The 22,697-nt window shown below is 71.6% G+C and carries 21 protein-coding genes and 1 pseudogene; 4 read left to right on the forward strand and 18 right to left on the reverse strand.

The window, feature by feature from the left end:
- Positions 1–29: 29 nt before the first annotated feature.
- A complete protein-coding gene (locus ACQPXB_RS29845; RefSeq protein ID WP_366581616.1) occupies positions 30–698 on the reverse strand; it encodes a response regulator in 669 nt (222 codons plus the stop codon).
- The gene (locus ACQPXB_RS29850) at positions 695–2,317 is read right to left on the reverse strand and encodes a sensor histidine kinase (RefSeq protein ID WP_366581614.1); all 1,623 of its coding nucleotides are present in this window, start codon (positions 2,315–2,317) and stop codon (positions 695–697) included. The genes ACQPXB_RS29845 and ACQPXB_RS29850 overlap by 4 nt, the downstream gene beginning before the upstream one ends.
- 162 nt (positions 2,318–2,479) lie before the next feature.
- On the opposite strand from ACQPXB_RS29850, the gene ACQPXB_RS29855 reads away from it, so the two are divergent.
- The gene (locus ACQPXB_RS29855; protein WP_432845235.1) at positions 2,480–3,856 is read left to right on the forward strand and encodes a cation:dicarboxylate symporter family transporter; all 1,377 of its coding nucleotides are present in this window, start codon (positions 2,480–2,482) and stop codon (positions 3,854–3,856) included.
- Between the two features lie 115 nt (positions 3,857–3,971).
- Here ACQPXB_RS29855 and ACQPXB_RS29860 read toward each other — a convergent pair whose 3' ends face one another.
- Positions 3,972–4,358, reverse strand: coding sequence for a winged helix-turn-helix transcriptional regulator (locus ACQPXB_RS29860; protein ID WP_432845236.1), 387 nt, complete (start codon positions 4,356–4,358; stop codon positions 3,972–3,974).
- 113 nt (positions 4,359–4,471) lie between these two features.
- Between ACQPXB_RS29860 and ACQPXB_RS29865 the strand changes: the two genes are divergently transcribed.
- Complete coding sequence (locus ACQPXB_RS29865; protein WP_432845237.1) at positions 4,472–5,884, forward strand: MFS transporter; 1,413 nt, start codon at positions 4,472–4,474, stop codon at positions 5,882–5,884.
- On the opposite strand, the gene ACQPXB_RS29870 is transcribed toward ACQPXB_RS29865, so the two are convergent.
- From ACQPXB_RS29870 to ACQPXB_RS29880, 3 genes are read right to left on the reverse strand one after another with little or no spacing between them, the layout of a single operon-like run.
- Positions 5,872–6,315, reverse strand: a complete 444-nt coding sequence (locus ACQPXB_RS29870; protein ID WP_366581607.1) for an SRPBCC family protein — start codon at positions 6,313–6,315, stop codon at positions 5,872–5,874. The genes ACQPXB_RS29865 and ACQPXB_RS29870 overlap by 13 nt on opposite strands.
- 4 nt (positions 6,316–6,319) lie before the next feature.
- Positions 6,320–7,036: an anti-sigma factor family protein gene (locus tag ACQPXB_RS29875; RefSeq protein ID WP_366581604.1), complete on the reverse strand. Its 717-nt coding sequence runs from the start codon at positions 7,034–7,036 to the stop codon at positions 6,320–6,322.
- Entirely contained in the window at positions 7,033–7,581 is a 549-nt protein-coding gene (locus ACQPXB_RS29880; RefSeq protein ID WP_366581602.1) for a sigma-70 family RNA polymerase sigma factor, read from the reverse strand. Before ACQPXB_RS29880 ends, ACQPXB_RS29875 begins: the two co-directional genes overlap by 4 nt.
- A gap of 350 nt (positions 7,582–7,931) precedes the next feature.
- Here ACQPXB_RS29880 and ACQPXB_RS29885 point away from each other — a divergent pair, with 350 nt between their 5' ends.
- Complete coding sequence (locus ACQPXB_RS29885) at positions 7,932–8,600, forward strand: fibronectin type III domain-containing protein (RefSeq protein ID WP_366581600.1); 669 nt, start codon at positions 7,932–7,934, stop codon at positions 8,598–8,600.
- 48 nt (positions 8,601–8,648) lie between these two features.
- Here ACQPXB_RS29885 and uvrA read toward each other — a convergent pair whose 3' ends face one another.
- The gene (uvrA, locus tag ACQPXB_RS29890; protein WP_366581598.1) at positions 8,649–11,510 is read right to left on the reverse strand and encodes an excinuclease ABC subunit UvrA; all 2,862 of its coding nucleotides are present in this window, start codon (positions 11,508–11,510) and stop codon (positions 8,649–8,651) included.
- Between the two features lie 673 nt (positions 11,511–12,183).
- Between uvrA and ACQPXB_RS29895 the strand changes: the two genes are divergently transcribed.
- The gene (locus ACQPXB_RS29895; protein ID WP_366581596.1) at positions 12,184–12,861 is read left to right on the forward strand and encodes an MBL fold metallo-hydrolase; all 678 of its coding nucleotides are present in this window, start codon (positions 12,184–12,186) and stop codon (positions 12,859–12,861) included.
- 198 nt (positions 12,862–13,059) lie between these two features.
- Here the strand turns inward: ACQPXB_RS29895 and ACQPXB_RS29900 are convergent, their stop codons facing one another.
- The 11 genes and pseudogenes from ACQPXB_RS29900 to ACQPXB_RS29950 all read right to left on the reverse strand — a co-directional run bounded on the left by ACQPXB_RS29900 (position 13,060) and on the right by ACQPXB_RS29950 (position 22,693).
- Positions 13,060–14,013, reverse strand: coding sequence for a hypothetical protein (locus tag ACQPXB_RS29900; protein ID WP_432845238.1), 954 nt, complete (start codon positions 14,011–14,013; stop codon positions 13,060–13,062).
- Positions 14,014–14,037: 24 nt separating this feature from the next.
- The gene (locus ACQPXB_RS29905) at positions 14,038–14,541 is read right to left on the reverse strand and encodes a hypothetical protein (RefSeq protein WP_432845239.1); all 504 of its coding nucleotides are present in this window, start codon (positions 14,539–14,541) and stop codon (positions 14,038–14,040) included.
- 349 nt (positions 14,542–14,890) lie between these two features.
- Positions 14,891–16,150, reverse strand: coding sequence for an MCE family protein (locus ACQPXB_RS29910; RefSeq protein ID WP_432845240.1), 1,260 nt, complete (start codon positions 16,148–16,150; stop codon positions 14,891–14,893).
- Positions 16,151–16,594 carry a hypothetical protein gene (locus ACQPXB_RS29915; RefSeq protein ID WP_432845241.1) on the reverse strand — a complete coding sequence of 148 codons (444 nt, stop codon included), beginning with the start codon at positions 16,592–16,594 and terminating at the stop codon, positions 16,151–16,153.
- Positions 16,557–17,033, reverse strand: a pseudogene (locus ACQPXB_RS29920) (MlaE family ABC transporter permease); the annotation flags it as partial. The pseudogene ACQPXB_RS29920 and the gene ACQPXB_RS29915, both read right to left, overlap by 38 nt.
- Positions 17,034–17,083: 50 nt before the next feature.
- A complete protein-coding gene (locus tag ACQPXB_RS29925) occupies positions 17,084–18,121 on the reverse strand; it encodes an ABC transporter ATP-binding protein (protein WP_432845242.1) in 1,038 nt (345 codons plus the stop codon).
- A 22-nt stretch (positions 18,122–18,143) separates the two neighbouring features.
- The gene (locus ACQPXB_RS29930) at positions 18,144–18,551 is read right to left on the reverse strand and encodes an SCP2 sterol-binding domain-containing protein (protein WP_360606121.1); all 408 of its coding nucleotides are present in this window, start codon (positions 18,549–18,551) and stop codon (positions 18,144–18,146) included.
- Between the two features lie 32 nt (positions 18,552–18,583).
- Positions 18,584–19,846, reverse strand: coding sequence for a cytochrome P450 (locus ACQPXB_RS29935; protein ID WP_386949544.1), 1,263 nt, complete (start codon positions 19,844–19,846; stop codon positions 18,584–18,586).
- Positions 19,843–21,291: an aldehyde dehydrogenase gene (locus tag ACQPXB_RS29940; RefSeq protein ID WP_432845243.1), complete on the reverse strand. Its 1,449-nt coding sequence runs from the start codon at positions 21,289–21,291 to the stop codon at positions 19,843–19,845. The genes ACQPXB_RS29935 and ACQPXB_RS29940 overlap by 4 nt, the downstream gene beginning before the upstream one ends.
- A complete protein-coding gene (locus ACQPXB_RS29945) occupies positions 21,291–22,505 on the reverse strand; it encodes an NAD(P)/FAD-dependent oxidoreductase (RefSeq protein WP_432845244.1) in 1,215 nt (404 codons plus the stop codon). Before ACQPXB_RS29945 ends, ACQPXB_RS29940 begins: the two co-directional genes overlap by 1 nt.
- Complete coding sequence (locus ACQPXB_RS29950) at positions 22,502–22,693, reverse strand: ferredoxin (protein ID WP_220241991.1); 192 nt, start codon at positions 22,691–22,693, stop codon at positions 22,502–22,504. The genes ACQPXB_RS29945 and ACQPXB_RS29950 overlap by 4 nt, the downstream gene beginning before the upstream one ends.
- Positions 22,694–22,697: the final 4 nt, after the last annotated feature.

The following is a 22,697-nucleotide window of genomic DNA, read 5'->3' on the forward strand; positions in this document are numbered from 1 at the left end:
CCGCACCCGGCGCGACCAGGTACTGGTCGTCAGGCGGGGCCGTGGCGGTACCAGACCTCGGGGCGCCCCACCTGGCCGTAGCGGGGTTCGCGGTGGGCCAAGCCGTTGTCCGCCAGGTACTCCAGGTAGCGGCGGGCCGTGACGCGCGACGCGCCGATCGCGCTCGCCGCGCCGGCGGCGGAGAGCCCTTCGGAGGCGGCGGCCAGGGCGGCGGTGATCGCTTCGAGCGTCTCGGCGCTCATGCCCTTCGGCAGGGCCTGCTGCTCGCTCGTGCGCAGCGTCGCGAGCGCGCGGTCGATCTCGGCCTGGCCGGTGACCTCGCCCGAAGCCCGGTGGAACTCGGCGTAGCGCTCGAGCTTTTCCCGCAGCGAAGCGAAAGTGAACGGTTTCAGCAGGTACTGCACCACGCCCACCGAGACCGCCGCCTTCACCAGCGCGAGGTCGCGCGCCGAGGTCACGGCGATCACGTCGATGGGCAGGCCGGCCGCGCGCAGGGAGCGGCACACGGCGAGGCCGTGGGTGTCGGGCAGGTAGAAGTCGAGCAGCACGAGGTCGACGGGTTCGCGCTCGCAGAAGCGCAGCGCGTCGCCGCCGGAGTGGACCACGCCGGCGACGCTGAAGCCGCCCACGCGCTCCACGTAGAGCCGGTGGGCCTCGGCGGCCACGGGCTCGTCCTCCACCACCAGCACGCGGATCACCGCAGCGCCTCCTGCCTCGGCAACCGGACCGTGAACACCGCGCCACCCTCTTGCCCGACGTCGACGCGGCCGCCGTAGCGCCGGACGGCCTGGGCCACCAGCGCGAGCCCGAGCCCGTGGCCCTCGGCCGCTTTCGTGGACCAGCCGCGGCGGAACATGTCCTCCACAGCTTCCTCCGGTACGCCCGGGCCGTTGTCGGCGACCCGCAGCAGCAGCCCGTCCTCGTCGGTCCGCGCGGTGACGACCACAGCCGGCCGGCCGGCCGCCCCGCGCGCGGCGGCGTCGATGCCGTTGTCGACGAGGTTGCCCAGGATCGTCACGAGGTCCCGGCCGGCGATCCCGCCGCCGAGGTCCTCGATCACCGTGTCGGGCGTGATCGTGAACTCGACGCCGCGTTCGCTGGCCTCCGCGGCCTTGCCGAGCAGCAGGGCCGCGAGCACGGGCTCGGACACCGCGCTCATCACGCGGTCGGTGAGCTCCTGGGCCAGCGCGAGCTCGGCCGTCGCGAACTCCACCGCGTCTTCGGGCCGGCCGAGCTCCACGAGGGAAACGACGGTGTGCAGCCGGTTCGCGGCCTCGTGCGCCTGCGACCGCAGCGCCTCCGACAGGCTGCGGGCGGTGGTGAGCTCACCCGTGAGCGTCTGCAGTTCCGTGTGGTCGCGCAGGATCACCACGGTGCCCTGCGCGCGCCCGCCGGAGCGCACGACGGTGGTACTGACCACCAGCACGCGCGTATCGGTGAGGTGCAGCTCCTCGGTGCGCGTCTCGGCGGACACGAACGCGGCCACCAGCTCCGGCGGCAGCCCCAGCTCGACCAGCGGCCGCCCCACGGGATCCGCGGTGAGGCCCAGGAGCGTGCGCGCGCCGTCGTTGCACAGGCCGACGCGGCCGTCGCGCCCGACCAGCAGCACGCCTTCGCGCACGGAGTGCAGCACGGCTTCGTGGTACTCGAACAGGTTGCTGAGCTCACCGGGCGCGATCCCGCGCGTCTGGCGTTTGAGCCGGGCGCTCACGAGCCAGCCGCCGCACGCGCCGACCAGCAGCACCGCGGCCGCGACACCGGCGAGCGGCCATACCCGGTCGCGCAGCTCGGCGGAGATCGCGGCGATCGTGATGCCCACCGCCACCAGCGCGACGACGCGGTGGTTCGCGTCGAACACCGGCACCACGGCGCGGACGGAAGGCCCGAGCGAACCGGTGTAGGTCTCGGTGACCACGCCGCCCTCCTGGGCGGCGGCGATGTGGCCGAGGAACGGCTGGCCGATCAGCGCCGGATTCGGGTGCGTGTAGCGGATCCCCTGCGGCGTCATGATCGTGACGAAGTCGACGTCGGCGTCGGCCTGCACCCGCACCGCGTAGGGCTGCAGCACTGCCGTCGGGTCCGGTGTGGACACCGCCCGCACCACTCCCGGCGAGTCGGCGATCGCGTGGGCGACCGCCAGCGACTGGTCGCGCGCCCGGTCGGTCGTCGTGCGGCCGGCGTCGAGGTACGCGATGGTGATCCCGCCACCCACGAGCACGAGCAGCACCGCCAGCTGGAGCACCAGCAGCTGGCGGGCGAGGCTCCAGCGGCTCGTCCGGGTCCGGGTGGGCGCAGGCACGTGCCCATACCAGCACATACGGGCGGACGGCAACACCCGGGTGGTGCAACGGCCCTCGCGTACCACTGTCCGAACCGGACTGGACCTCTCGTGCGAACTCAATGAACACAACGGTGACGCTGGTCATATCCTCCCCGCATAGTGACCGGCGTTCCACCCCTTCCCCGACTGGAGGCAACGGTGCCGACACCGACCCCCGAAGCGGCCGCGCCCCGGCGCGACCGCACGCGTTGCCTTTATCTGGCCGTGATCATCGCCGTGGTGCTCGGCGCCGCGGTCGGCCTGATCTGGCCGTCGGTCGGCAAGGAGCTCGCACCGCTGGGCACCGGTTTCGTCAACCTGATCAAGATGATGATCGCGCCGATCATCTTCTGCACCATCGTGCTGGGCATCGGCTCGGTCGCGAAGGCGGCGAAGGTCGGCAAGGTCGGCATCACCGCGCTGGTCTACTTCGTCGTGATGTCGACGTTCGCGCTCGCGATCGGCCTCATCGTCGGCAACATCCTGCACCCGGGCAGTGGTCTGCACCTCAACCCGGCCGACGTCACCAAGGTCCACGACCAGGCCAAGGGCGCCGAGGGCGGCGTCGACTTCGTGCTCGGGATCATCCCGACCTCGTTCGTCTCGGCGTTCACCGAGGGCCAGACCCTGCAGGCGCTGCTCATCGCCCTGCTGACCGGGTTCGCGCTGCAGAAGCTCGGCCGGCGCGGCGAGCCGATCCTGCGCGGCATCGAGCACGTGCAGCGCCTGGTGTTCCGCATCCTGTCGATGATCATGTGGGCGGCACCGGTCGGCGCGTTCGGCGCGATCGCCGCCGTGGTCGGCGCCACCGGCTGGGGCGCGCTGCGCAGCCTGCTGGTGATCATGCTCGGCTTCTACGTGACCTGCCTGATCTTCGTCTTCGGCGTCCTCGGCGCGGTGCTGTGGGTGGGCGCGCGGGTCAACATCTTCCAGCTGCTCAGGTACCTGGGCCGCGAGTTCCTGCTGATCCTGTCCACGTCGTCGTCGGAATCGGCGCTGCCGCGGCTGATCGCGAAGATGGAGCACCTCGGCGTGAGCAAACCGGTCGTCGGCATAACGGTGCCCACCGGCTACTCGTTCAACCTCGACGGCACGGCGATCTACCTGACCATGGCGACGCTGTTCATCGCCTCGGCGCAGGACGAGCCGCTGGCCCTGGGCGAGCAGATCGGGTTGCTGCTGTTCATGATCCTGGCCTCGAAGGGCGCGGCGGGCGTCAGCGGCGCCGGCATCGCGACCCTGGCGAGCGGGCTGCAGTCGCACCGGCCCGAGCTGGTCGACGGCGTCGGGTTCATCCTCGGCATCGACCGGTTCATGTCCGAGGCCCGCGCGCTGACGAACTTCGCCGGCAACGCCGTGGCGACCGTCCTCATCGGATCGTGGATGAAGGAGTTCGACCGCGACAAGTCCCGCCAGGTCTTCGCGGGGTCCGCGCCGTTCGACGAAGCCACGCTGCTCGACGAAGCGCCCGCACCGGTCACCACCGAGCCGCCCAGCGACCGGGGCGAACCCGTGGGTGCCTCCGCGGGCAACTGAAGCCGTTCGCACCCCAGGGCTCCTTCCGGCCCACACTCCCCCGCCGGGGTGCGAACACCCCCGTATGCCGTGGTCGTGAGCGTCCCCCGTGCTCACGACCACGGCACACGCGTTTCTACTGCGCGTCGTAGACCTCGCGCGCCACGGCGATCGCCTCGCGGTGGCGCTGCGCCCAGTCCACGAGCCCCGACAAGGTGCCGTAGAGCTCCCGCGCCATCGGCGTCGCCTCGTACTCCACACGCGGTGGCACAGTCGGGTAGACGGTGCGCTCCAGCAGCCCGTCGCGTTCGAGGTTGCGCAGGGTCAGCGTGAGCATCCGGCGGCTGATGCCCGCCACCGAACGCTCCAGCTCCGTGAACCGCACCGGGCCCTGCGACGCCTCCAGCAGGATGCCGATCGCCCACTTGCCACTGATCCGGTTGAGCACCTCGAGCAGCGTGCACGCCTCGAGTTTCTCCGGGTCGATCGCGCTGACCTGCTCGGTGGTGTTCCCCTGGGACATGAAAGTGCCTCCTTCCGCGCCCTTCGATGGTCACACAAGATGGTCGCAGTAACAAGAGATGCCCTGGGCGCGACCTGGGGATTCTCTTCGGTGATCGTTCTGGAGGGACCGAAATGCCGGAAGTCCGTCGGCGGGCCGTCGCACTCGTGGTGCTGTGCGCGGCCTCGCTCATGGTGGTGCTCGACGGGAGCATCGTCGCCGTGGCGCTGCCCTCGATCCAGGCCGAGCTGGGCTTCACGTCCGCGGGCCTGGCCTGGGTCGTCAACGCCTACCTCGTCGCGTTCGGCGGGCTGCTCCTGCTCTCCGGCCGCCTCGGCGACCTGCTGGGCCGGCGGCGGGTGTTCCTCGCCGGGCTCGTGGTCTTCACCGCGTCCTCGCTCGTGGCCGGGCTCTCGACCGACGCGGCGGTGCTGGTGACCGCCCGGTTCGTGCAGGGTGCCGGCGGCGCGCTCGCGTCGGCCGTGGTGCTGGGCATGATCGTGACGATGTACCCCGAACCCCGTGCGCAGGCGCGGGCGATCGGCGTCTTCAGCTTCACGCAGGCCTCGGGCGCGTCGATCGGGCTCATCGCGGGCGGCGCGCTCACGCAGGCACTCGACTGGCACTGGACCTTCTACGTGAACCTGCCGATCGGCGCCGCCACGCTGGTGCTCGCTCCGCTGGTCGTGGACGCGGACCGCGGCCGCGGGTTGCGCACGGGGATCGACGCGCTGGGCGCGGTGCTCGTGACGGGCGGCGTCATGCTGCTCGTGTACGGGATCGTCGAGACCGGGGCCGCACTTCCCTTGGCGGGCGCGGTTTTGCTGCTCGTCGCGTTCGTCGTGCGCCAGGCCCGGGCCCGGACTCCGTTGCTGCCGCTGCGGCTGTTCCGCGTGCGCGCGGTCAGCGGCGCCAACGTCACGATGGTGCTCATGGTCGCCGGCATGATGGGCTTCCAGTTCGTGACCGCGCTGTACCTGCAGAAAGTGCTCGGGCTCGACGCGCTCGCGACCGGGCTCGCGTTCCTGCCGGCGCCGGTGATGATCGCGGTGTTCTCCCTGGGGATCTCGGCGAAGCTCAGCGCGCGCTTCACGCCGGGCGCGGTGCTCCTGGGCGGGCTCGTGGTGGTCGCGATCGCGTTCGCGCTGCTCACCACCGTGCCCACGGACGGCAGCTACTTCCTGCACGTGTTCCCGGCGCTGGTGCTCATGGGTTCCGGTGCGGGCGCGGCGATCCCGGCCGTGATGGGGCTGGCGATGTCCGGGACGGACCCGGCCGACGCCGGCGTGGCGTCGGGCCTGATCACCACCACGCAGCAGGTCGGCGCGGCGATCGGCACCGCGGTGCTCGCGACGGCCGCCGCGGCGCGCACGGCGGGACTGGCGTCGGAGGGGGCTCGCGCCGCACTCGCTTCGGGCTACCGGCTCGCGTACGGGCTGAGTGCGGGCTTCGTGCTCCTCGCCGCGGTGGCGGCGGCGCTCGTGCTGGTGCGCCGCCCGCGCCCGGTCGCGAAGCCGGAGCTGTGCGTGGCGGGTCAGGCCAGGTAGGCGGCCAGGCCGCGGTGGCCCCGGCTCATCATCCACGCGTGGTTGGCGCGGAAGAACGGCCGGGCCACCGTGTCCAGCTTGCGCAGCAACGGTTTGCGGGCCCGCACGTGCTGCGTGATCTCCAGCCGCGTGCCCGCACCGACGGGGTGCAGCGCGCCGGCGAGGAAGCCTTCGAGGTCACCGCTCAGCCCGACGCGGACGTGGCCCGCGTCGGGGTCCTCTTCCTCGCGGTGCATGGCGATCACCAGCCGGTACGGCAGGCGCGAGCGGCAGACGACCTCGGCCGTGTCGTCGTCGAGGCGGCGGACCGAGCGCACGTCGGGCCACCACCGCGGATAAGCCTCGAGGTCCACGACGGCGTCGAAGACCCGGCGGGCCGGGGCGACCGGGAGCCACCAGGTGCTGGAAAACCGGTACTCCGCCCCCGCCACCGCCTTACACCCGCGCCGAGACCAGGTCCCGGCCGTCGAGGGTGACGATGCCGACCGAGGCGACGTCGGCCGGCGCGACCAGGGCCGAACCGTCGAGGCCGAAGCCCTGCGTGCTCCACTTCTCCGACACGAGCCAGCTGCCGGCGTCCCACTTCGCGCCGGTCTTGTCCGTGACCACGAGCTTGCACTTCTCGCCCGCGGGGATGCCCTTCACGGCCACGTGGACCTTGACCCAGCCGGCCGCGGGGATCACCGACGCGGTGAGGCTCGCGCCCGTCGCCGCGTTGGTGGCGGCCACGTCGCGGGTGCCGGGCACGGCCACCTGCTGGGCGGGTTCGGGCGCCGTCTGGCGGCCGATGAAGACCCCGCCGCCGAGCGCCACCGCGGCGACGACCGCCGCGGCCGCGATCGCGAGCCCCCGGCGGGAGGAGCCGCGGCTCGGGGCCGCGGCGGATTCGGCGGGAGCGGCCTGCTCCTCCTCGGCCCGGATCCGGCGCAGCGTGCGCTGCAGCAACAGGTCGCCGCCCTCGGGCGGGCCGTCGAGGAACGCCTCGGGCGGCACCTCGTCGAGCGCCTCCCGCAGGGCGCCGAAGTCCTTGAGCTCGAAGCGGCACTGCGCGCACGTGGCCAGGTGGCGTTCGAACTCGACCGCCTCGGCCGGGTCCAGCGCGCCGAGGACGTAGGCGCCGAGCTGAGTGTGCTCCTGCTCGACCGCGCTCATCTCACTGCCTCCGTTCCGCCGCTCACCATCGCCGCGCGCAGGGCGCGCAGCGCGTAGTAGGACCGGGATTTCACGGTGCCGGGAGCGACCCCCAGCATCTCGGCTGCCTCCGCCACCGATCTCCCTCGATAGTAGATCTCCACGAGCACGTCGCGATGGTCTTGCGACAACCCTTCGAGGGCTCCCAGCACCGTCATCGAGTCGACCACCCCCTGGGCGTGGTCGCGTTCCACCGGCGCCGCGAGCGTCTCCGGGCCTTCGGCCACCTCCGGCGGCCGCGAAGCGCGGGCCCGCGCCCGGTCCGTGACGAGGTTGCGCACCACGGTGAGCAGCCAGCCGCGCACGGACCCCTCGCGGTCGCCGCTCAGGTCGTCGGCGTGCTTCCAAGCCCGCACCAGCGTTTCCTGGACCACGTCCTCGGCGGCCGCGCGGTCGCCCGTGAGCCTGGTCGCGTAAGCCAGCAGGCTCCGGCCGTGTTCCGCGTAGAGCTGCTCCACGAGCCGCTCGGCGGCGGCCCGTTTCGGCCGCCCGCGTCCGATCGCCACCCTCGACCTCCCGACGGTGTTCTGGGTAGGCGAGGACAGTACTGCAAACCACGGCGTGAACGCCGGTCGTCGCCGCACGCCCAGCACCGCCGCCATGTCCACCGGGAGATCGCCCCCTTTCGGTGTGCTCGACGTGTGCTCGATGCCGGGGTGAGAGTCCCCGACACCCCTCACACGGATGCCGGCGCGATGCGGTTCACCGCGAATTCAGAAAGTTCGCCGGGGAATTCGCCGCCGGAGGCGGGACGGATGGGTTGTGCCGGTGATCGGGACGCGGCTTGTCGATCACCGGCGCGGGTTCCTAAGCTGACGCGGCACCGCCGCCGCCTGGACGTCCCGGAGGCCTCGCCGTGCCCGTGAAAACCCGTCTCGCGCTCGCGGCGCTGGCTGTCCTGGTCACCGCCGGCTGCTCCTCGGCCCCGGCCGCGACTCCGGCGCCACCTGGGCCGGGCCTCACGGCGACGCTCACGACCCCGACGGACATCGACCTGCGCTGGCCCGCGGGCGACCCCGGCGCGGCCGGGCACCTGCTCGAATACGCGAACTCCGCCGGCGGCCCGTGGACGGCGCTGCAGTACTTCCCGCGCTCGCAGACCACCTACCGGCACCCGGACCTGATCCCGGAGACGCCGTTCTTCTACCGCGTGCGGGACTTCTACGGTCCCGTGTCGGCGGTGGTGCAGCCGGGTGCGCCCGTGCGCGCTGCTCCCCCGGCCGCGGCCGTGCCGGTGCGGACGCCGGGGGACGCGGCTGCTCCGGCCGACGTGACCGTGGTCCCGGCCGAGGACGCGTCGGTGCATTTCACTTGGGCGGATCGTTCGAGTGACGAGGCCGGGTTCCTGGTGGAGATCCGCAAGCCGGGCGCGGCGGGCTTCGTCCCGGTCGAGATCACCGACCCGGACACCACAACCTGCGCGCTGTCGCTCCTGCCCGACGAGCAGGGCTCCGCCTTCCGCGTGCGCGCGCTTTACTACGGGCCGCTCTCGCCGGTGGTCGACCGCACGACCGGCAGGGACTGACTCCCGCCGGTGCGGTGACCCGCGTTCGGGCCACCGCACCGGGACGGGTCAGGCCGGGTTGAGGACCTGGCCGAGGAACTCGCCCGTGTAGCTCTCCGGCACCGACGCGATGTGCTCGGGCGTACCTTCCGCGACGACCATGCCGCCGCCGGAACCGCCCTCCGGGCCCATGTCGATGATCCAGTCGGACGTCTTGATCACGTCGAGGTTGTGCTCGATCACGATCACCGTGTTGCCCTTGTCCACCAGCCCGTTGATCACGCCGATCAGCTTGCTGATGTCCTCGAAGTGCAGGCCCGTGGTCGGCTCGTCGAGGATGTAGACCGTCTTGCCCGTGGAGCGCTTCTGCAGCTCGCTCGCGAGCTTCACGCGCTGCGCCTCGCCACCCGAGAGGGTCGGCGCGGGCTGGCCGAGACGCACGTAGCCGAGGCCGACGTCGACGAGCGTCTGCAGGTGCCGGTGGATCGCCTTGATCGGCTCGAAGAACTCGGCCGCCTCCTCGATCGGCATGTCCAGCACGTCGGACACCGTCTTGCCCTTGTAGTGCACCTCGAGCGTCTCGCGGTTGTAGCGGGCGCCCTTGCAGACCTCGCAGGGCACGTAGACGTCGGGCAGGAAGTTCATCTCGATCTTGATCGTGCCGTCGCCGGCGCACGCCTCGCAGCGGCCGCCCTTGACGTTGAACGAGAACCGGCCCTGCTGGTAGCCGCGCACCTTGGCCTCGGTGGTGGCCGCGAACAGCTTGCGCACGTGGTCCCACACGCCGGTGTAGGTCGCCGGGTTGGACCGCGGGGTGCGGCCGATCGGCGACTGGTCCACGCGCACCAGCTTGTCGACCGTGTTCAGCCCGTTGACCCGGGTGTGGCGGCCCGGGACCTGGCGCGCGCCGTTGAGCTTGTTGGCGAGCACCTGGGCGAGGATGTCGTTGACGAGCGTGGACTTGCCCGAACCGGAGACACCGGTTACGGACACGAGGCAGCCGAGCGGGAACGACACGTCGATGCCGCGCAGGTTGTGCTCGCGCGCGCCCACGACCGTGAGCTGCCGCTTCTTGTCGACCGGGCGCCGGATCGCCGGCACCTCGATCGAGCGGCGGCCCGACAGGTAGGCGCCGGTGAGCGACTCCTTGCTCTTCAGCATCTTCTTGTACGGTCCACTGTGGACGATGTGCCCACCGTGCTCGCCCGCGCCCGGGCCGATGTCGACGACCCAGTCGCTCGCGCGGATCGTGTCCTCGTCGTGCTCCACCACGATCAGCGTGTTGCCGAGGTCGCGCAGGCGCGTGAGGGTCTCGATCAGGCGATGGTTGTCGCGCTGGTGCAGGCCGATCGACGGCTCGTCGAGCACGTACAGCACCCCCACCAGGCCCGAGCCGATCTGCGTGGCCAGCCGGATGCGCTGCGCCTCGCCGCCCGACAGGGTGCCCGACGCGCGGTCGAGCGAGAGGTAGGTGAGGCCGACGTCGAGCAGGAAGCGCAGGCGCGCCTGGATCTCCTTGAGCACCGCGCCGGCGATCATCGCCTCGCGCTGCCCGAGCACCAGCTCGTCGAGGAACTTCGACGCCTCGTCGATCGACAGGGCGCAGACCTCGGCGATCGAGCGCTCACCCTGCGTCTCGTGCTCCAGGGTGACCGCTAGGATCTCCGGCTTGAGCCGCGTGCCCTGGCAGGTGGGGCACGGCACCTCGCGCATGTAGCCCTCGTACCGCTCGCGCATGTACTCGGACTCGGTCTGCTCCTGGCGCCGCTCGAGGAACGGGATCACGCCCTCGAAGTTGGCGTAGTACGAGCGCTGCCGGCCGTAGCGGTTCCGGTAGCGCACGTGGACCTGCTCGTCGACGCCGTGCAGCACCGCCTTCTGGACCTTCGCCGGCAGCTGGCGCCACGGCGTGTCCATGCGGAAGCCGATGGCCTCCGACAGCGACTCCAGCAGGCGGATGAAGTAGTCGGCGCTCTGCCCGCCGGCCCACGGCGCGATGGCGCCCTCGCCCAGCGACAGCTCGTCGTCCGGCACCACCAGCTCCGGGTCGACCTCCTTGCGGATGCCGATGCCCGTGCACACGGGGCACGCACCGTAGGGCGAGTTGAACGAGAACGACCGCGGCTCGAGGTCCTCGATCGCGAGCGGGTGCCCGTTGGGGCAGGCCAGGTTCTCGGAGAACCCGCGCACTCGGTTCGGGTCGTTCTCGGGCAGGTCGACGAACTCCAGCTCGACCAGCCCGTCGGCCAGCCGCAGCGCCGTCTCGACCGAGTCGGTGAGCCGCTGGCGCGAGCTCGTCTTCACGCTCAGGCGGTCGATGACCACGCCGATCTGGTGTTTCTCCTGCTTCTTCAGCTTCGGCGGGTCGGTGAGCGGGTGCACCTTCCCGTCGACGACCACGCGCGCGTAGCCCTGCTGCTGCAGGTTCTGGAACAGGTCGAGGTACTCGCCCTTGCGCCCGCGCACGACCGGCGCGAGCACCTGGAAGCGCGTGCCCTCGTCCATGTCGAGCACCTGGTCCACGATCTGCTGCGGCGTCTGCTTGCTGATCAGCTCACCGCACTTGGGGCAGTGCGCCTTGCCCGCGCGGGCGTAGAGCAGCCGCAGGTAGTCGTAGACCTCGGTGATCGTGCCCACCGTGGAGCGCGGGTTGCGCGAGGTGGACTTCTGGTCGATCGACACCGCGGGCGAGAGGCCCTCGATGAAGTCGACGTCGGGCTTGTCCATCTGCCCGAGGAACTGCCGCGCGTACGCCGAGAGCGACTCGACGTAACGGCGCTGCCCCTCGGCGAAGATGGTGTCGAAAGCGAGGCTCGACTTGCCCGACCCGGACAGGCCCGTGAACACGATCAGGCTGTCGCGGGGCAGATCGAGGTCGACACCGCGGAGGTTGTGCTCGCGGGCCCCGCGAACAACGAGGCGATCAGCCACGCCCACGTCCCTTCAATTCAAATCTCGGCTCGGAGGCCGGCCCGGTGGAAGTCCTGCACGGGCGGCCGCGTCCATGCTAGGACCGACCACCGACAGAAACCGGGCTCTGGCTCTTCGACCTGGGCTTTTGCGGGTTCCTGGGCGGTTTTGCCCGCCCGCCGGGCGGTCCGGCGACGGCCGTTCCACCCACGCGGTGAGCGCCCGGCCGGCGACCGGCACCGCGGAGCCGCGGCCGGCCGGGGACACCGATGTCCGGCAGGGCGCGCGCCAGGACGTAACCCGGTTCCCGGCGCACCAGGTAGAGACCATACGAGATCCCGGCGAGCCGGGTGAGCGCCGGGGCGACCCCGCGCGGGGTCCTGGGGCATCGCCCGGTGGAACGGGAAGACGTGCAGGTCCGGTACCACAATACAGGCCGCGAAGAGCAGCTCGAGGCGTCAGGACGCCGGCCGAAGGAGACGTTCACGACAGGGATCGGCGTGCGGCGCGGGTCGAAGGTCGACAACCGAACCACGGTGAGTACGACCATCAACACCCAGACGAGCCACATCATCACTCGATCGGTGCGCCACCGCCGCGAGGCAGCGCAGAACGCTCACCTCCGCCACGAACCGCGCCGGGCGTAGGTGCTCGGGGGTGGGACAGACCGCGTCGACCCGGCTACCGTGTGGACGTGAACATCGCCGACACCTACACCGGGCACGTCGAACCGGGCGGCGACGCCGCCCGCCGGACGCTGGACGCGCTGACCATCACCAAGCTCTCCGTGGGGCCGATGGACAACAACGCGTACCTGCTCGTCTGCCGCGCCGAGAACGAAGCGCTGCTGATCGACGCCGCCAACGACCCCGAGCGCATCTCCGACCTCATCGGCCACGGCCCCGACCGGCCCGCGCTGCGCACCGTCGTGACCACCCACCAGCACCAGGACCACTGGCAGGCCCTGGGCGCCGTGGCGGGCGCCAACGGTTCCAACACCGCCGCGCACCCCCTCGACGCCCCGCCACTGCCCGTTCCCCCCGACTTCCTGGTCGAACACGGCGACACCCTGAAGGTCGGCCAGGTCACCCTCGAGGTGATCCACCTGCGCGGCCACACGCCGGGCTCCATCGCCCTCCTGTACCGCGACCCGGCCGGCCACCCCCACCTCTTCACGGGCGACTCACTGTTCCCGGGCGGGGTCGGGAAGACTTCGTCGCCGGAGGACTTCGCGTCGCTTCTGGACGACGTCTCGGCGCGGATCTTCGACGAACTGCCGGATGAGACGTGGTTCTATCCGGGGCACGGGGATGACTCGACGCTCGGCGTGGAGCGGCCGAAACTGGCGGAGTGGCGTTCGCGCGGTTGGTGAGCTGAAGGTTTGTTCGAACCGGGCTGTCTGGGTTTCAGGCAGCCCGGTTTTGTTTCGCCTGAGACAGATGGGGCCTCAGACGAAAGGACCGAGCAGTTCGAGCGAGCTGACCGAAACGGCGGCGTCGGCCGATCAACCTCGTTACCTGGCACCCTCGTCGAACGGGTCGTCGCGGCGCGCTGAGCGGCCGCGTTTCGTTTACAGGACCGCGATGTCGCTGATGCGCCAGCGGCCGTTGTCTTCTGTGGCGGTGAGGCGGACCTGGGCGCCGCCGCTGGAGGTGTCGGGGGTGGCGGCGCGGGAGGTCGTCTGGTCGGCGAAGACGAGGACGTGGGCGGTCGTGCCGGTGATGTCCTTGATGCCGATGGTGCGGACGCGGCTGGTGAGGGTGAGGTGGTTGGGGACGGCCTGTTGCTGGACGGCCGAGAGCAACTGCCGGTACTGGGTGACGGCGTTGCCGGTGAGGTACTGGTCGGCGGCCCGTTGGGTTTTGGCGACGTCCTGGTAGTCGAGGGAGAAGACGGCCTCGAAGGCGGCGCTGAGCTGGCCGGTGACGGCGGAGGTGGCGGCGCTGTCGGAGAAGGCGGTATTGGCGGCCGGGCCGGAGGTCGTGGACTGGTGGGCTTGCCAGGCGAACCAGCCGGCGGCGGCGAGGAGGACGACGGTCAGCGCCGACAGGCCGACGGTCACCCGGCTGCGGAGACGGTTGCCCGGCGGCGCGGTTGCCGGTTCGGCTGAAGCGGCGGGCGAGGCATCATCGGCGGGCGGCTCAGGGTCTGAGTCCGACGTGGCGGCAGGGCGACTGCTCGGGGCGGCGTCGGAGTCCGGTGTGCTCGCAGCACGACCCTTCGATTCGATCCCGGAGCCCGGCGCGACCGCACCACGATCCTTCGATTCGATCCCGGAGCCCGGCGCGACCGCACCACGGCCCTTCGACTCGATCCCGGAGCCCGGCGCGACCACACCACCGCCCTTCGACTCCATCCCCGAGTCCGGCCCGGCAGCTTCAGTCTCGGCGGCGAGGCCCGACTCCGCAGCCGGCTCGATCACGTCGACGGCCGAAGCCGCCGAAGGCTGCGCGGCGCGGGGTTTGCCGGCGACCGCGGTGCGGCGCGGGCGGGGGGACGGCGGGCGGTGGCGGGTGAGGGCCATGGCGGGAATCCGTTCGGAAGGGGCTCAGAGGCTGACGGTGACCGGCTGCACGGCGGAGAGCTTCCAGCCCTCCGGGGTCCGCGTGACGGTCGCCTGGAAACGGTTGCGCTTGACCGCCGCCGGGGTGGCGCCCTGGCGCGCGGTGACTTCCACGACGGCCATGAGCTGCGCGGTGCCGGCCTGCGCGTCGAGCTGGGACAGCGCGGCGTCGAGGACGCGGGCGGTGGTGGTGCTCTTGGCTGTCTGCAGCGCCGTGACGCCCTGGGCGTGGCCGGCACGGATCTGGTCGAGCAGGGGGCCGGTGGTGACCGTCTCCCACTTGCGCAGGTCGGCGTCCGCGGTGGTGTAGTTCGCGGTCGTCAGGGTGGCGACGGCGGTTTCGCCCGCGGCCTCAGCCGCCTCACGGTCGGCGGCGACGGAGACCGGGTCGCTGTGAGCCGCCGAGGCCCACCACCAGCCGGTGCCGGCCGCGGCCAAGGCGGCGATCACCACGGCCGCCGCGGCCAGTCGTTTTCCGGAGAAGCGCATGGGAACCCTCATTTCGCGCGAGCCGAGCCGACCGAGCCGGCCGAAGTCGTGGCCGGAGTCCCGGGCAGAGATGGACCAGGAGCGGAAGTCGAGACACGGCGCATGGAAATCCACACTTCGCGCCGAACAAGCCGGCCGAGGTAGCGACGACGAGCAGGTCGGGCCGGAATAGCCCCGAGGCCGTAGCCGAGACAGGGCACAAAAGAAGTCCTCACCTCGCGCGAGACAAGCCGAGCAAGCCGGGCCAGGGAGGAAGCCGAGGTAGGACGCACGGGAATCCTCACTTCGTGCGAGACAAGCCGAGCGAGCCGGACCGGGGTGGAAGCCGAAACGAGTCGCATGGCAGTCCTCACTTCGCACCGGAAAGGCCGAGCAGCCCGGCCAACGACGTAGGCCCGGAAAGCGCCGGAACCCCCAACAGGCCCGGCAACGGCGCACCACCCACCGGAGACCCACCGGAAGACCCGACCGCCGGAGGCGGCACCGCGAGCGGTTTCCCGCCGTAAGGCGCGTTCTGCGAGCCCCGCACGGAACTCGGGCTCCCCGGCGGCAGAGCGCAGTACGCCGTGGTGTTCGCAGGTGCCTGGGAGACCTGGTCGGCGGGCCGGCGAACCGTGTTCTCGTAGCCGCGGGTGCAGACGTACGGGTCGAAAAAGTTGAGCACCAGGCCCAGGTGCGCGGTGCCGTCGCCGGGGACGACGGTGTTGGCGAGGGTCATGAGCTGGGGGTAGGAGACGAGGATGTCCTCGATGCCGTCGCGGCGGGGGGCGATGACGTCGGCCGTGGTGAGCAGGTTGGCGAGCAGCACGCTGAGCTGCGGGCCGGTCTCGGTGAGCACGGCGTTGATCTGCTGGGCCGCCTGCGGGGCGGCCGCGATGAGGTGCCGGAGGTCGCCGTCGGAGGACTTGAGCTGGGTGGCCAGCACGCGGAGGTTGGCGGAGAAGTCCTTGATCTGCGCCGATTGCGTGTTCTGGGTGTCGAGTACGACGCGTGCGCTGGACAGGAGCTGCGAAGTCTCGTCGACGTGGTCGAGCGCCGCCGCGGTGAAGGTGTCCGTCGAGTCCAGCAGCTGCCGCAGGTCGGGCGCGGCGGAGCCGGACAGCGCGTTGTCGAGCTCGTCGACGACCGTGCGCAGCTGGTCGGTCGGCACGCTGCCCGCGAGTGCCTCCACGTGGTCGAGCAGCTGCTCGGTCGGCACCGGCGTCTGGGTGTCGCGCGAGGCGATGACCGAGCCGTCGCCCAGGAACGGGCCGGAGCCGGTGCGCGGCAGCAGGTCCACGTACTGCTCGCCGACCGCGGAGCGGTTCGCCACCACGGCCTCGACGTCGGCGGGCACGGGCGGCGCGTCGGGGTCGAGGACGAGGTCGGCCTCCGTGCCGCCCTGCGCGCCGAGGCGGACGGCGCCGACCTTGCCGACAGTCACCCCTCGATAGGTGACGTCGGCGTCGGGGTAGATGCCGCCGGAGTCGGCCAGCTCCAGGTGCACGGTGGCGCCCTGGCCGCCGAAGAACTGGCCCAGCCCGGCATACCGGACGCCGACGTAGCCGACGGTCACCAGCGACAGCACGACGAACACGAGGATCTTGAACCGGGTGCCCCGCGTCAGCATCTACAGCCCTCCCAGGATCGCGCCGAGCACGCCGCCGAGACCCGGCGCCGAAGCAGGCGGAGTGGACGGACCCGACGGGACGGCCGTGCCCGGCAGCGGCAGCACCGGCGAACCCGGCGGCAGCGACCGCGAGCCCAGCACCGAGACCGGCAGCCGCGGCGCGCCCAGGATGTTCGGCAGCACCGAGTCGAGGTCCAGGTCGAGTTTCGCGGTGAAGTTCGTGTAGTCGCCGCGGATCGAGTCCAGCGACTTGGTGTTGAACGGGAAGGTCAGCAGGTAGTCGAGGCTGCGCGGGATGTCCTGCCCGGTCTTGGTCAGCTGCTCCAGCGTCGGCCCGAGCGAGCGCAGGTCGGCGACGAGGTCGGCCTGGCTGCGCTCACCGGGTTCGTGTCCGCGTACTTCAACACGTGCCGTCCTGGAGGAAGACGTTGAAGACGTACCCACCGGCCACGCCGACGATGCTGACCAGGCCGTTGAGCAGCACGGCGACGCCCACCATGGCCAGCACGCGCGGCACGACCAGGCGCTGGATCGGCGAGACGCCCAGCACCTTCATCGCGTCGATCTCCTCGCGGATGGTGCGTGCGCCCAGATCCGCGCAGACAGCGCTTCCTCCGGCGCCGGCGATGATCAACGCGGTCACGATCGGCGCGGCCTGCTGCACGGTGGCCAGCACGCCCGCGGCGCCGGTGAACGACTGCGCGCCCAGCTGTTTGGTCAGCGAGCCGAGCTGCAACGCGATCACCGCCCCGAACGGGATCGCCACCAGCGCGCTCGGCAGGATCGACACGCTCGCCACGAACCAGAACTGGCCCACGAACTCGCGCGTCTGGAACGGCCGGCGCGGCACGAGCCGCAGCACGTCCAGACCGAGGGCGAACATCCGGCCGGTGTGGCCGAACGCGCGCGAGCCGGGAAACGTCCACGCGGTGCTCACGAGACCTCCTCGACGCGGTGCCGGCCCGCGTGCTCGACGCCGTAGCGCCGGCGTTCCTCCGGCGTGAGCGACGCGAGGATCCCGTCCTGCGCCGCTTCGGGCAGCGTCGGCAGGAGCCGCAGCACTCGGTCCTTGCGCCGTGCTTCACCCGGGCGCGCCGGCAGCCCCGGCGCGGGCTGCATCTGCGGCGGGATGCCCACGACCTCTTCCACCCCGCCGGCGTGGTGCCCGGCGGCGAACTTCGCGCGTTCGGCGGCCATCGTCGCCGAGTCCTTCTCCTCGCTCATGCCGATCGGGCCGTCCATCCGGCCGTTGAGGAACTGCCGCACCACCGGCTCCTCACTGGTCAGCAGGACCTCGCGCGGCCCGAACATCACGAGCTCACGGCGGAAGAGCATGCCGAGGTTGTCGGGGACGGTCCGGGCGAGGTTGATGTTGTGCGTGACGATGAGGGACGTCGCGTCGCTCTGGGCGTTGACGTCGAGGAACAGCTGCGAGATGTAGGTGGTGCGCACCGGGTCGAGGCCGGAGTCGGGCTCGTCGACGAGCACGATCTCCGGGTCGAGCACGAGCGCGCGGGCCAGCCCGGCGCGTTTGCGCATGCCGCCGGAGATCTCGCCGGGCAGCTTGCGGTCGGCGCCGGCCAGCCCCGTGAGCTCCAGCTTCTCGTGCACGATCCGCCGGATCTCCGTCTCCGACTTGCGGGTGTGCTCGCGCAGCGGGAACGCGATGTTGTCGAACAAGGTCATGGAGCCGAACAGCGCGCCGTCCTGGAACAGCACCCCGAACAGCTTGCGCACCTCATACAGCCGGTGCTCCGAGCACGTGACCACGTCGACGCCGTCGACCACGCAACGGCCGCGGTCGGGCTTGAGCAGCCCGATCAGCGACTTGAGGAACACCGACTTCCCGGTGCCCGAGGGACCCAGCAGGACGGACACCTCACCCGGGGGCAGGGTGAGGGTCACGTCCCGCCAGATCGTCTGGCGCCCGAACGACTTCGTCAGGCCCTCGACGACGACTTCCGCACCCACCGTTGTGCTCGCCCTTCCCGGCTCAGCCGACGATCAGGTCCTCGCGCCCGTCGGCGCGCAGCTTTTCGACGTACACGGGGAAGAGCTTCTTCGACAGCGGAGCGAGCTTGATCAGCTTCGACACCGGACCGTCCACTTTGACCTTGCCGCGGGCCATGGCGAACGTGAGGTTCACCTTGCCCTGCCAGTAGCCGTTGGCGACCTCGCTGTCCATCGTCATGGTCGCGTCGGCCGGCGCGTCGAACGCGTCGCCGGTCACGCGGCGGTTCTGCGTGTCGATCAGCAGCGCGGACTCGGGGTTGGTGCACACCATCTTCAGCACCAGGCCGGTGCCGGCGAGTTTGGCGGCGAGGTCGGCGTCGGCGAACGCGGTTTCGAAGATGCCGCCGATGTACTGGTAGATCTCTTCGGGCTTGCTGAACGCGGGCATGGCTGGCCTCCGGTCTGTTCGGGAACGTGGTCTCAGAAGAAGCAGGGCATGGCGCGCACGGCGTGCACGAAGTTGCCGGCCAGGTAGTCCGGCTCGCCGGCGGTGATGGTCGGCAGCGTGCGCAGCAGCTCGCCGAACAGGGCGCGCAGCTGGGCCTTGGCGACCTGGTTGCCGAGGCAGAAGTGCGCGCCGCCCCCGCCGAAGCTCACGTGCGGGTTGGGGCTGCGGCTCAGGTCGAAGCGGCCGGGCTCGTCGAACACCTCGGGGTCGAAGTTGCCGGACGCGTAGAACATCACCACCTTCTCGCCGGTGCTGACCTGCTGCCCGCCCAGCTCGAAGTCCGCGACGGCCGTGCGGCGGAACGTCATCACCGGGGAGGCCCAGCGGACGAACTCGTCGAGCGCGCTGCCGATGCGGCCGTCGAAGTCGGCCATCAGCCACTCGCGCTGCTCCGGGAAGTCGGTGAGCGCGCGCAGCGTGTGGCTGGTGGTCTGGCGGGTGGTGTCGTTGCCCGCCACCGAGAGCAGCACGAAGAACGCCGCGATCTCCTCGTCGGTGAGGCGCTCACCGTCCACTTCGGCCTGTACGAGGTTGGTCATCAGGTCCTCGGCCGGGTGAGCGCGGCGGTGCTCGGCCATCTCGAACGCCACACCGTGCAGCGTCATCTGGGCCTCGAAGATCATGTCGATCGGGTCGCGCCCGTCGAGGTAGACCGGGTCGGCCCAGGACACCGACGCGTCGGCGGCGTGGGCCACGCTCTCGCGGTGGGACTCGGGGATGCCGACCATGTCCGAGAGCGTGCGGATCGGCAGCTGCCCGGAGCACTGGCGCACGAAGTCGGCACCGCTGCCCGCCTCGGCCAGCTCGCGCACGATGTCACGGGCGTTGGCCTTGATCTGCTCCTCGATGCGGCGCACCTGCTTCGGGGTGAACGCGGCGCTGACGAGCTTGCGGATCTTCGTGTGCCGCGGCGGGTCCATCGCCAGGAACGACTGCGACGCCTCGAGCATCTCCTCGGGGATGTTCTCGAACATCACGCCCTGGCCGGACACGAACACGTCGTTGCGGCGGCTGACCTCGACGATGTCGGCGTGGCGGACCACGGCCCAGTAGCCGGGGTCCTCGGGGTCCTCCATCAGCGCGTCCTCGACCGGCCGGTGCCACGACACCGGGCGCTGCAGGCGCAGCGCGGCGAAACTGCGCTCGCGGTCGGCGGCGCGGGTCGACCAGAAGGCCCGCGACGAAAGGTCGATCTCGTCGTACTCGCGCTGCTGCGGGGTCACGATCGCGGTCATGCGGGGATCTCCTGTCCCAAGTAGACGGACTTGAGCTGCTGGTAGGCGGCCAGGCCCTCGGGGCCGAGCTCGCGGCCGACGCCGCTGGCCTTCACGCCGCCGAACGGCGCGCCCAGGTCGAGGTCGTAGAAGTTGACGCCGACGCTGCCGGTCTCCACGCGGCGCGCCACGTCGAGGCCCTTCTCCACGTCGGAGGTCCAGATGGTGCCGCCGAGCCCGTAGTCGGAGTCGTTGGCGATGGAGACCGCGTCGTCGACGTCGCCGTACGGGATCACCGTGAGCACCGGGCCGAAGATCTCCTCCCGCGCGATCCGGCTGCCGTTGTCGACGCCGCCGAACACGGTCGGCTGCACGTACCAGCCACGGTCGCGGTCGGGGCGCCCGCCGCCGGCCGCCAGCGTGGCGCCGGACTCGCGGCCCACGGCCACGTACTCCTCGACCTTGCGCCGCTGCTTGTCGCTGACCAGCGGGCCGATGTGCGTGCCGGGATCGAGCGGGTCGCCGACGGTCAGCGCGGACGCCAGCCCGGACAGCGCGGCGACGACCTCGTCGTGGCGCGAGCGCGGGGCGAGGATGCGCGTGGAGAGGTAGCAGGTCTGGCCGTTGTTGAGCAGGCTGGCCGTGGCCAGGCCCTGCACGGTGGTGGCCAGGTCGGCGTCGTCGAGCACGATCGCCGCCGACTTCCCGCCCAGCTCCAGCGTGACGGGCCGCAGCAGGCGGCCGCAGGCCTCGCCGATCTTGCGGCCCACGGGCGTGGACCCGGTGAACGCGACCTTCTGCACACCCGGGTGGGTCACGAGGTACTCACCGATGTCGGCGCCGCCGGAGATCACGTTGAGCACGCCCGCGGGCAGCCCGGCGCGTTCGGCGGTGGCCGCGAGCTCCAGCGCGTCCAACGTGGTCTCGGGCGACGGCTTGAGCACCACGGTGCAGCCCGCCGCCAGGGCCGGCGCGAGCTTGAACATCGTGAGCACCTGCGGGAAGTTCCAGGGCACCACGAGCGCGACCACGCCGACCGGCTCCTTGCGCACCACGGTGACGCCCTGCCCGTCCAGCCGCGGCCGGCGCTCCTCGGCGGGCGCGGCGCCGAGCGCGGCGTAGTACTGCAGGATCCCGACCGGGCCGGCCCCCTCGGCGGCGGTGGCGATGGTGATCGGCATGCCGTTCTGGATCGTGGTGAGCTCGGCGCGCTGGGCCACGTTCTTGCCCAGCTCGTCGGCGAACGCCATCAGCAGCCCGGACCGGGCTTCCGGTGTGAGCCCGCCCCACTCCGCGGACCGCAGCGCGCGACCGGCGGCGGCGACCGCGGCGTCCACTTCGGACTCCCCCGCGAGCGGCACGGTGCCGATGCGTTCCTCGGTGTCCGGCGAGACCACGGCGAGCGTGGCGCCGCCGGCCGGGCGCACCCACGCGCCGTCGATGTACAGGGCTTCGTGTTCGTGCATCAGCGCACTCCTTCGGACACGGGTTCCCGCCGCCGGGCGGCGAAGTCGAGCGCGCCGGACCAGTCGGTGCGGCGTGCGATGAGGGCCCGGAACTTCATGATCTCCCGCTGCTTGTTCACCGCGAGCACGCCGGTGAGGCGATCGCCGGAGCGGTACAGCGCGACAAACCGGCCCTCGTCCGGATCGCCGAGCACCACCCGGATCTCGTCGGCGTCGGGCACGCCCGCGAACTGGATGCGGGTGTCGTACCAGTCGGACCAGAAGTAGGGCACGGTCTCGTACGGCTCGGCCGCCCCCGCCACCGCCGCACCGACGCCCGCCGCGGCCCCCTGCTCCGCGGCGCTGCTCCAGTGCTCCAGGCGCATGGCCCGGCCGAACACCGGGTTGACCCACCGGGCGACGTCCCCCGCCGCGTACACGCCGGGCAGCCCCGTCGCGAGCGTCGCGTCGCACACCACGCCGTCCTCCAGCGTGAGCCCGCTGCCCGCGAGCCAGTCGGTGGCCGGGACCGCGCCGGCGCCGACCACGACCAGGTCCGCGTCCAGCGTGGTCCCGTCGGCCAGCCGCACGCGTTCGACGCGGTCGTGGCCTTCGACCCCGGTCACGGCGACGCCGCAACGCAGGTCGGTGCCGTTCGCGCGGTGCAGCGCCGAGCAGGGTTCGCCCATGGCGCCGATCGCGCGCATGAGCGGCGTCGGGGCGGCCTCCACCACGGTCACCGGCAGGCCGCGTTTGCGTGCTGCCGACGCGACTTCCGAGCCGATGAACCCGGCGCCGATCACCACCGTGCGGGCACCGGCGTCGAGGGCCGCGCGCACGGCGAGCGCGTCGTCGAGGGTGCGCAGCGTGTGCACGCCGGCCAGGTGGCTCGTGCCGGGCAGCGTCCGGGCGGTCGCGCCGGTGGCGATCACGAGGCCGTCGTACGGGATCTCGCGATCCCCCGCGTGCACCGCGCGCTCGGCCGGGTCCAGCGCGTGCGCCCGGGTGCCGAGCACGAGCTCGACGCCGAGCTCGTCGCGCAGCACCTGCTCCTCGCGGAACACCGGCGCGGCGACCGGCCCGTCGAGGAACGCCTTCGACAGCGGCGGCCGGTCGTAGGGCAGGTGTTCCTCGGCGCCGACGAGCGTCACTAACCCGGTGAACCCGGCCTTGCGGGCGCCCTCCACGGCCCGCAGCCCGGCCAGGGAGGCACCGACGACGACGAGACGGGTCACTTCTCGAGCCTCAGGGCTTCGGTCGGGCAGCCCGTGACGGCTTGCTCCACTTCGGACTCCAGCCCGTCGGGCACGGTCTCCGACGACAGGACCAGGTCACCGTTGTCGTCCACCTCGAACACCTCGGGTGCGAACGACTCGCAGATGCCCAGCCCGGTGCAGCGGGCGCGGTCCACGACGATCTTCACGTGC

Source organism: Amycolatopsis sp. CA-161197, from assembly GCF_050942255.1.
In the GTDB taxonomy this organism is placed as follows: domain Bacteria; phylum Actinomycetota; class Actinomycetes; order Mycobacteriales; family Pseudonocardiaceae; genus Amycolatopsis.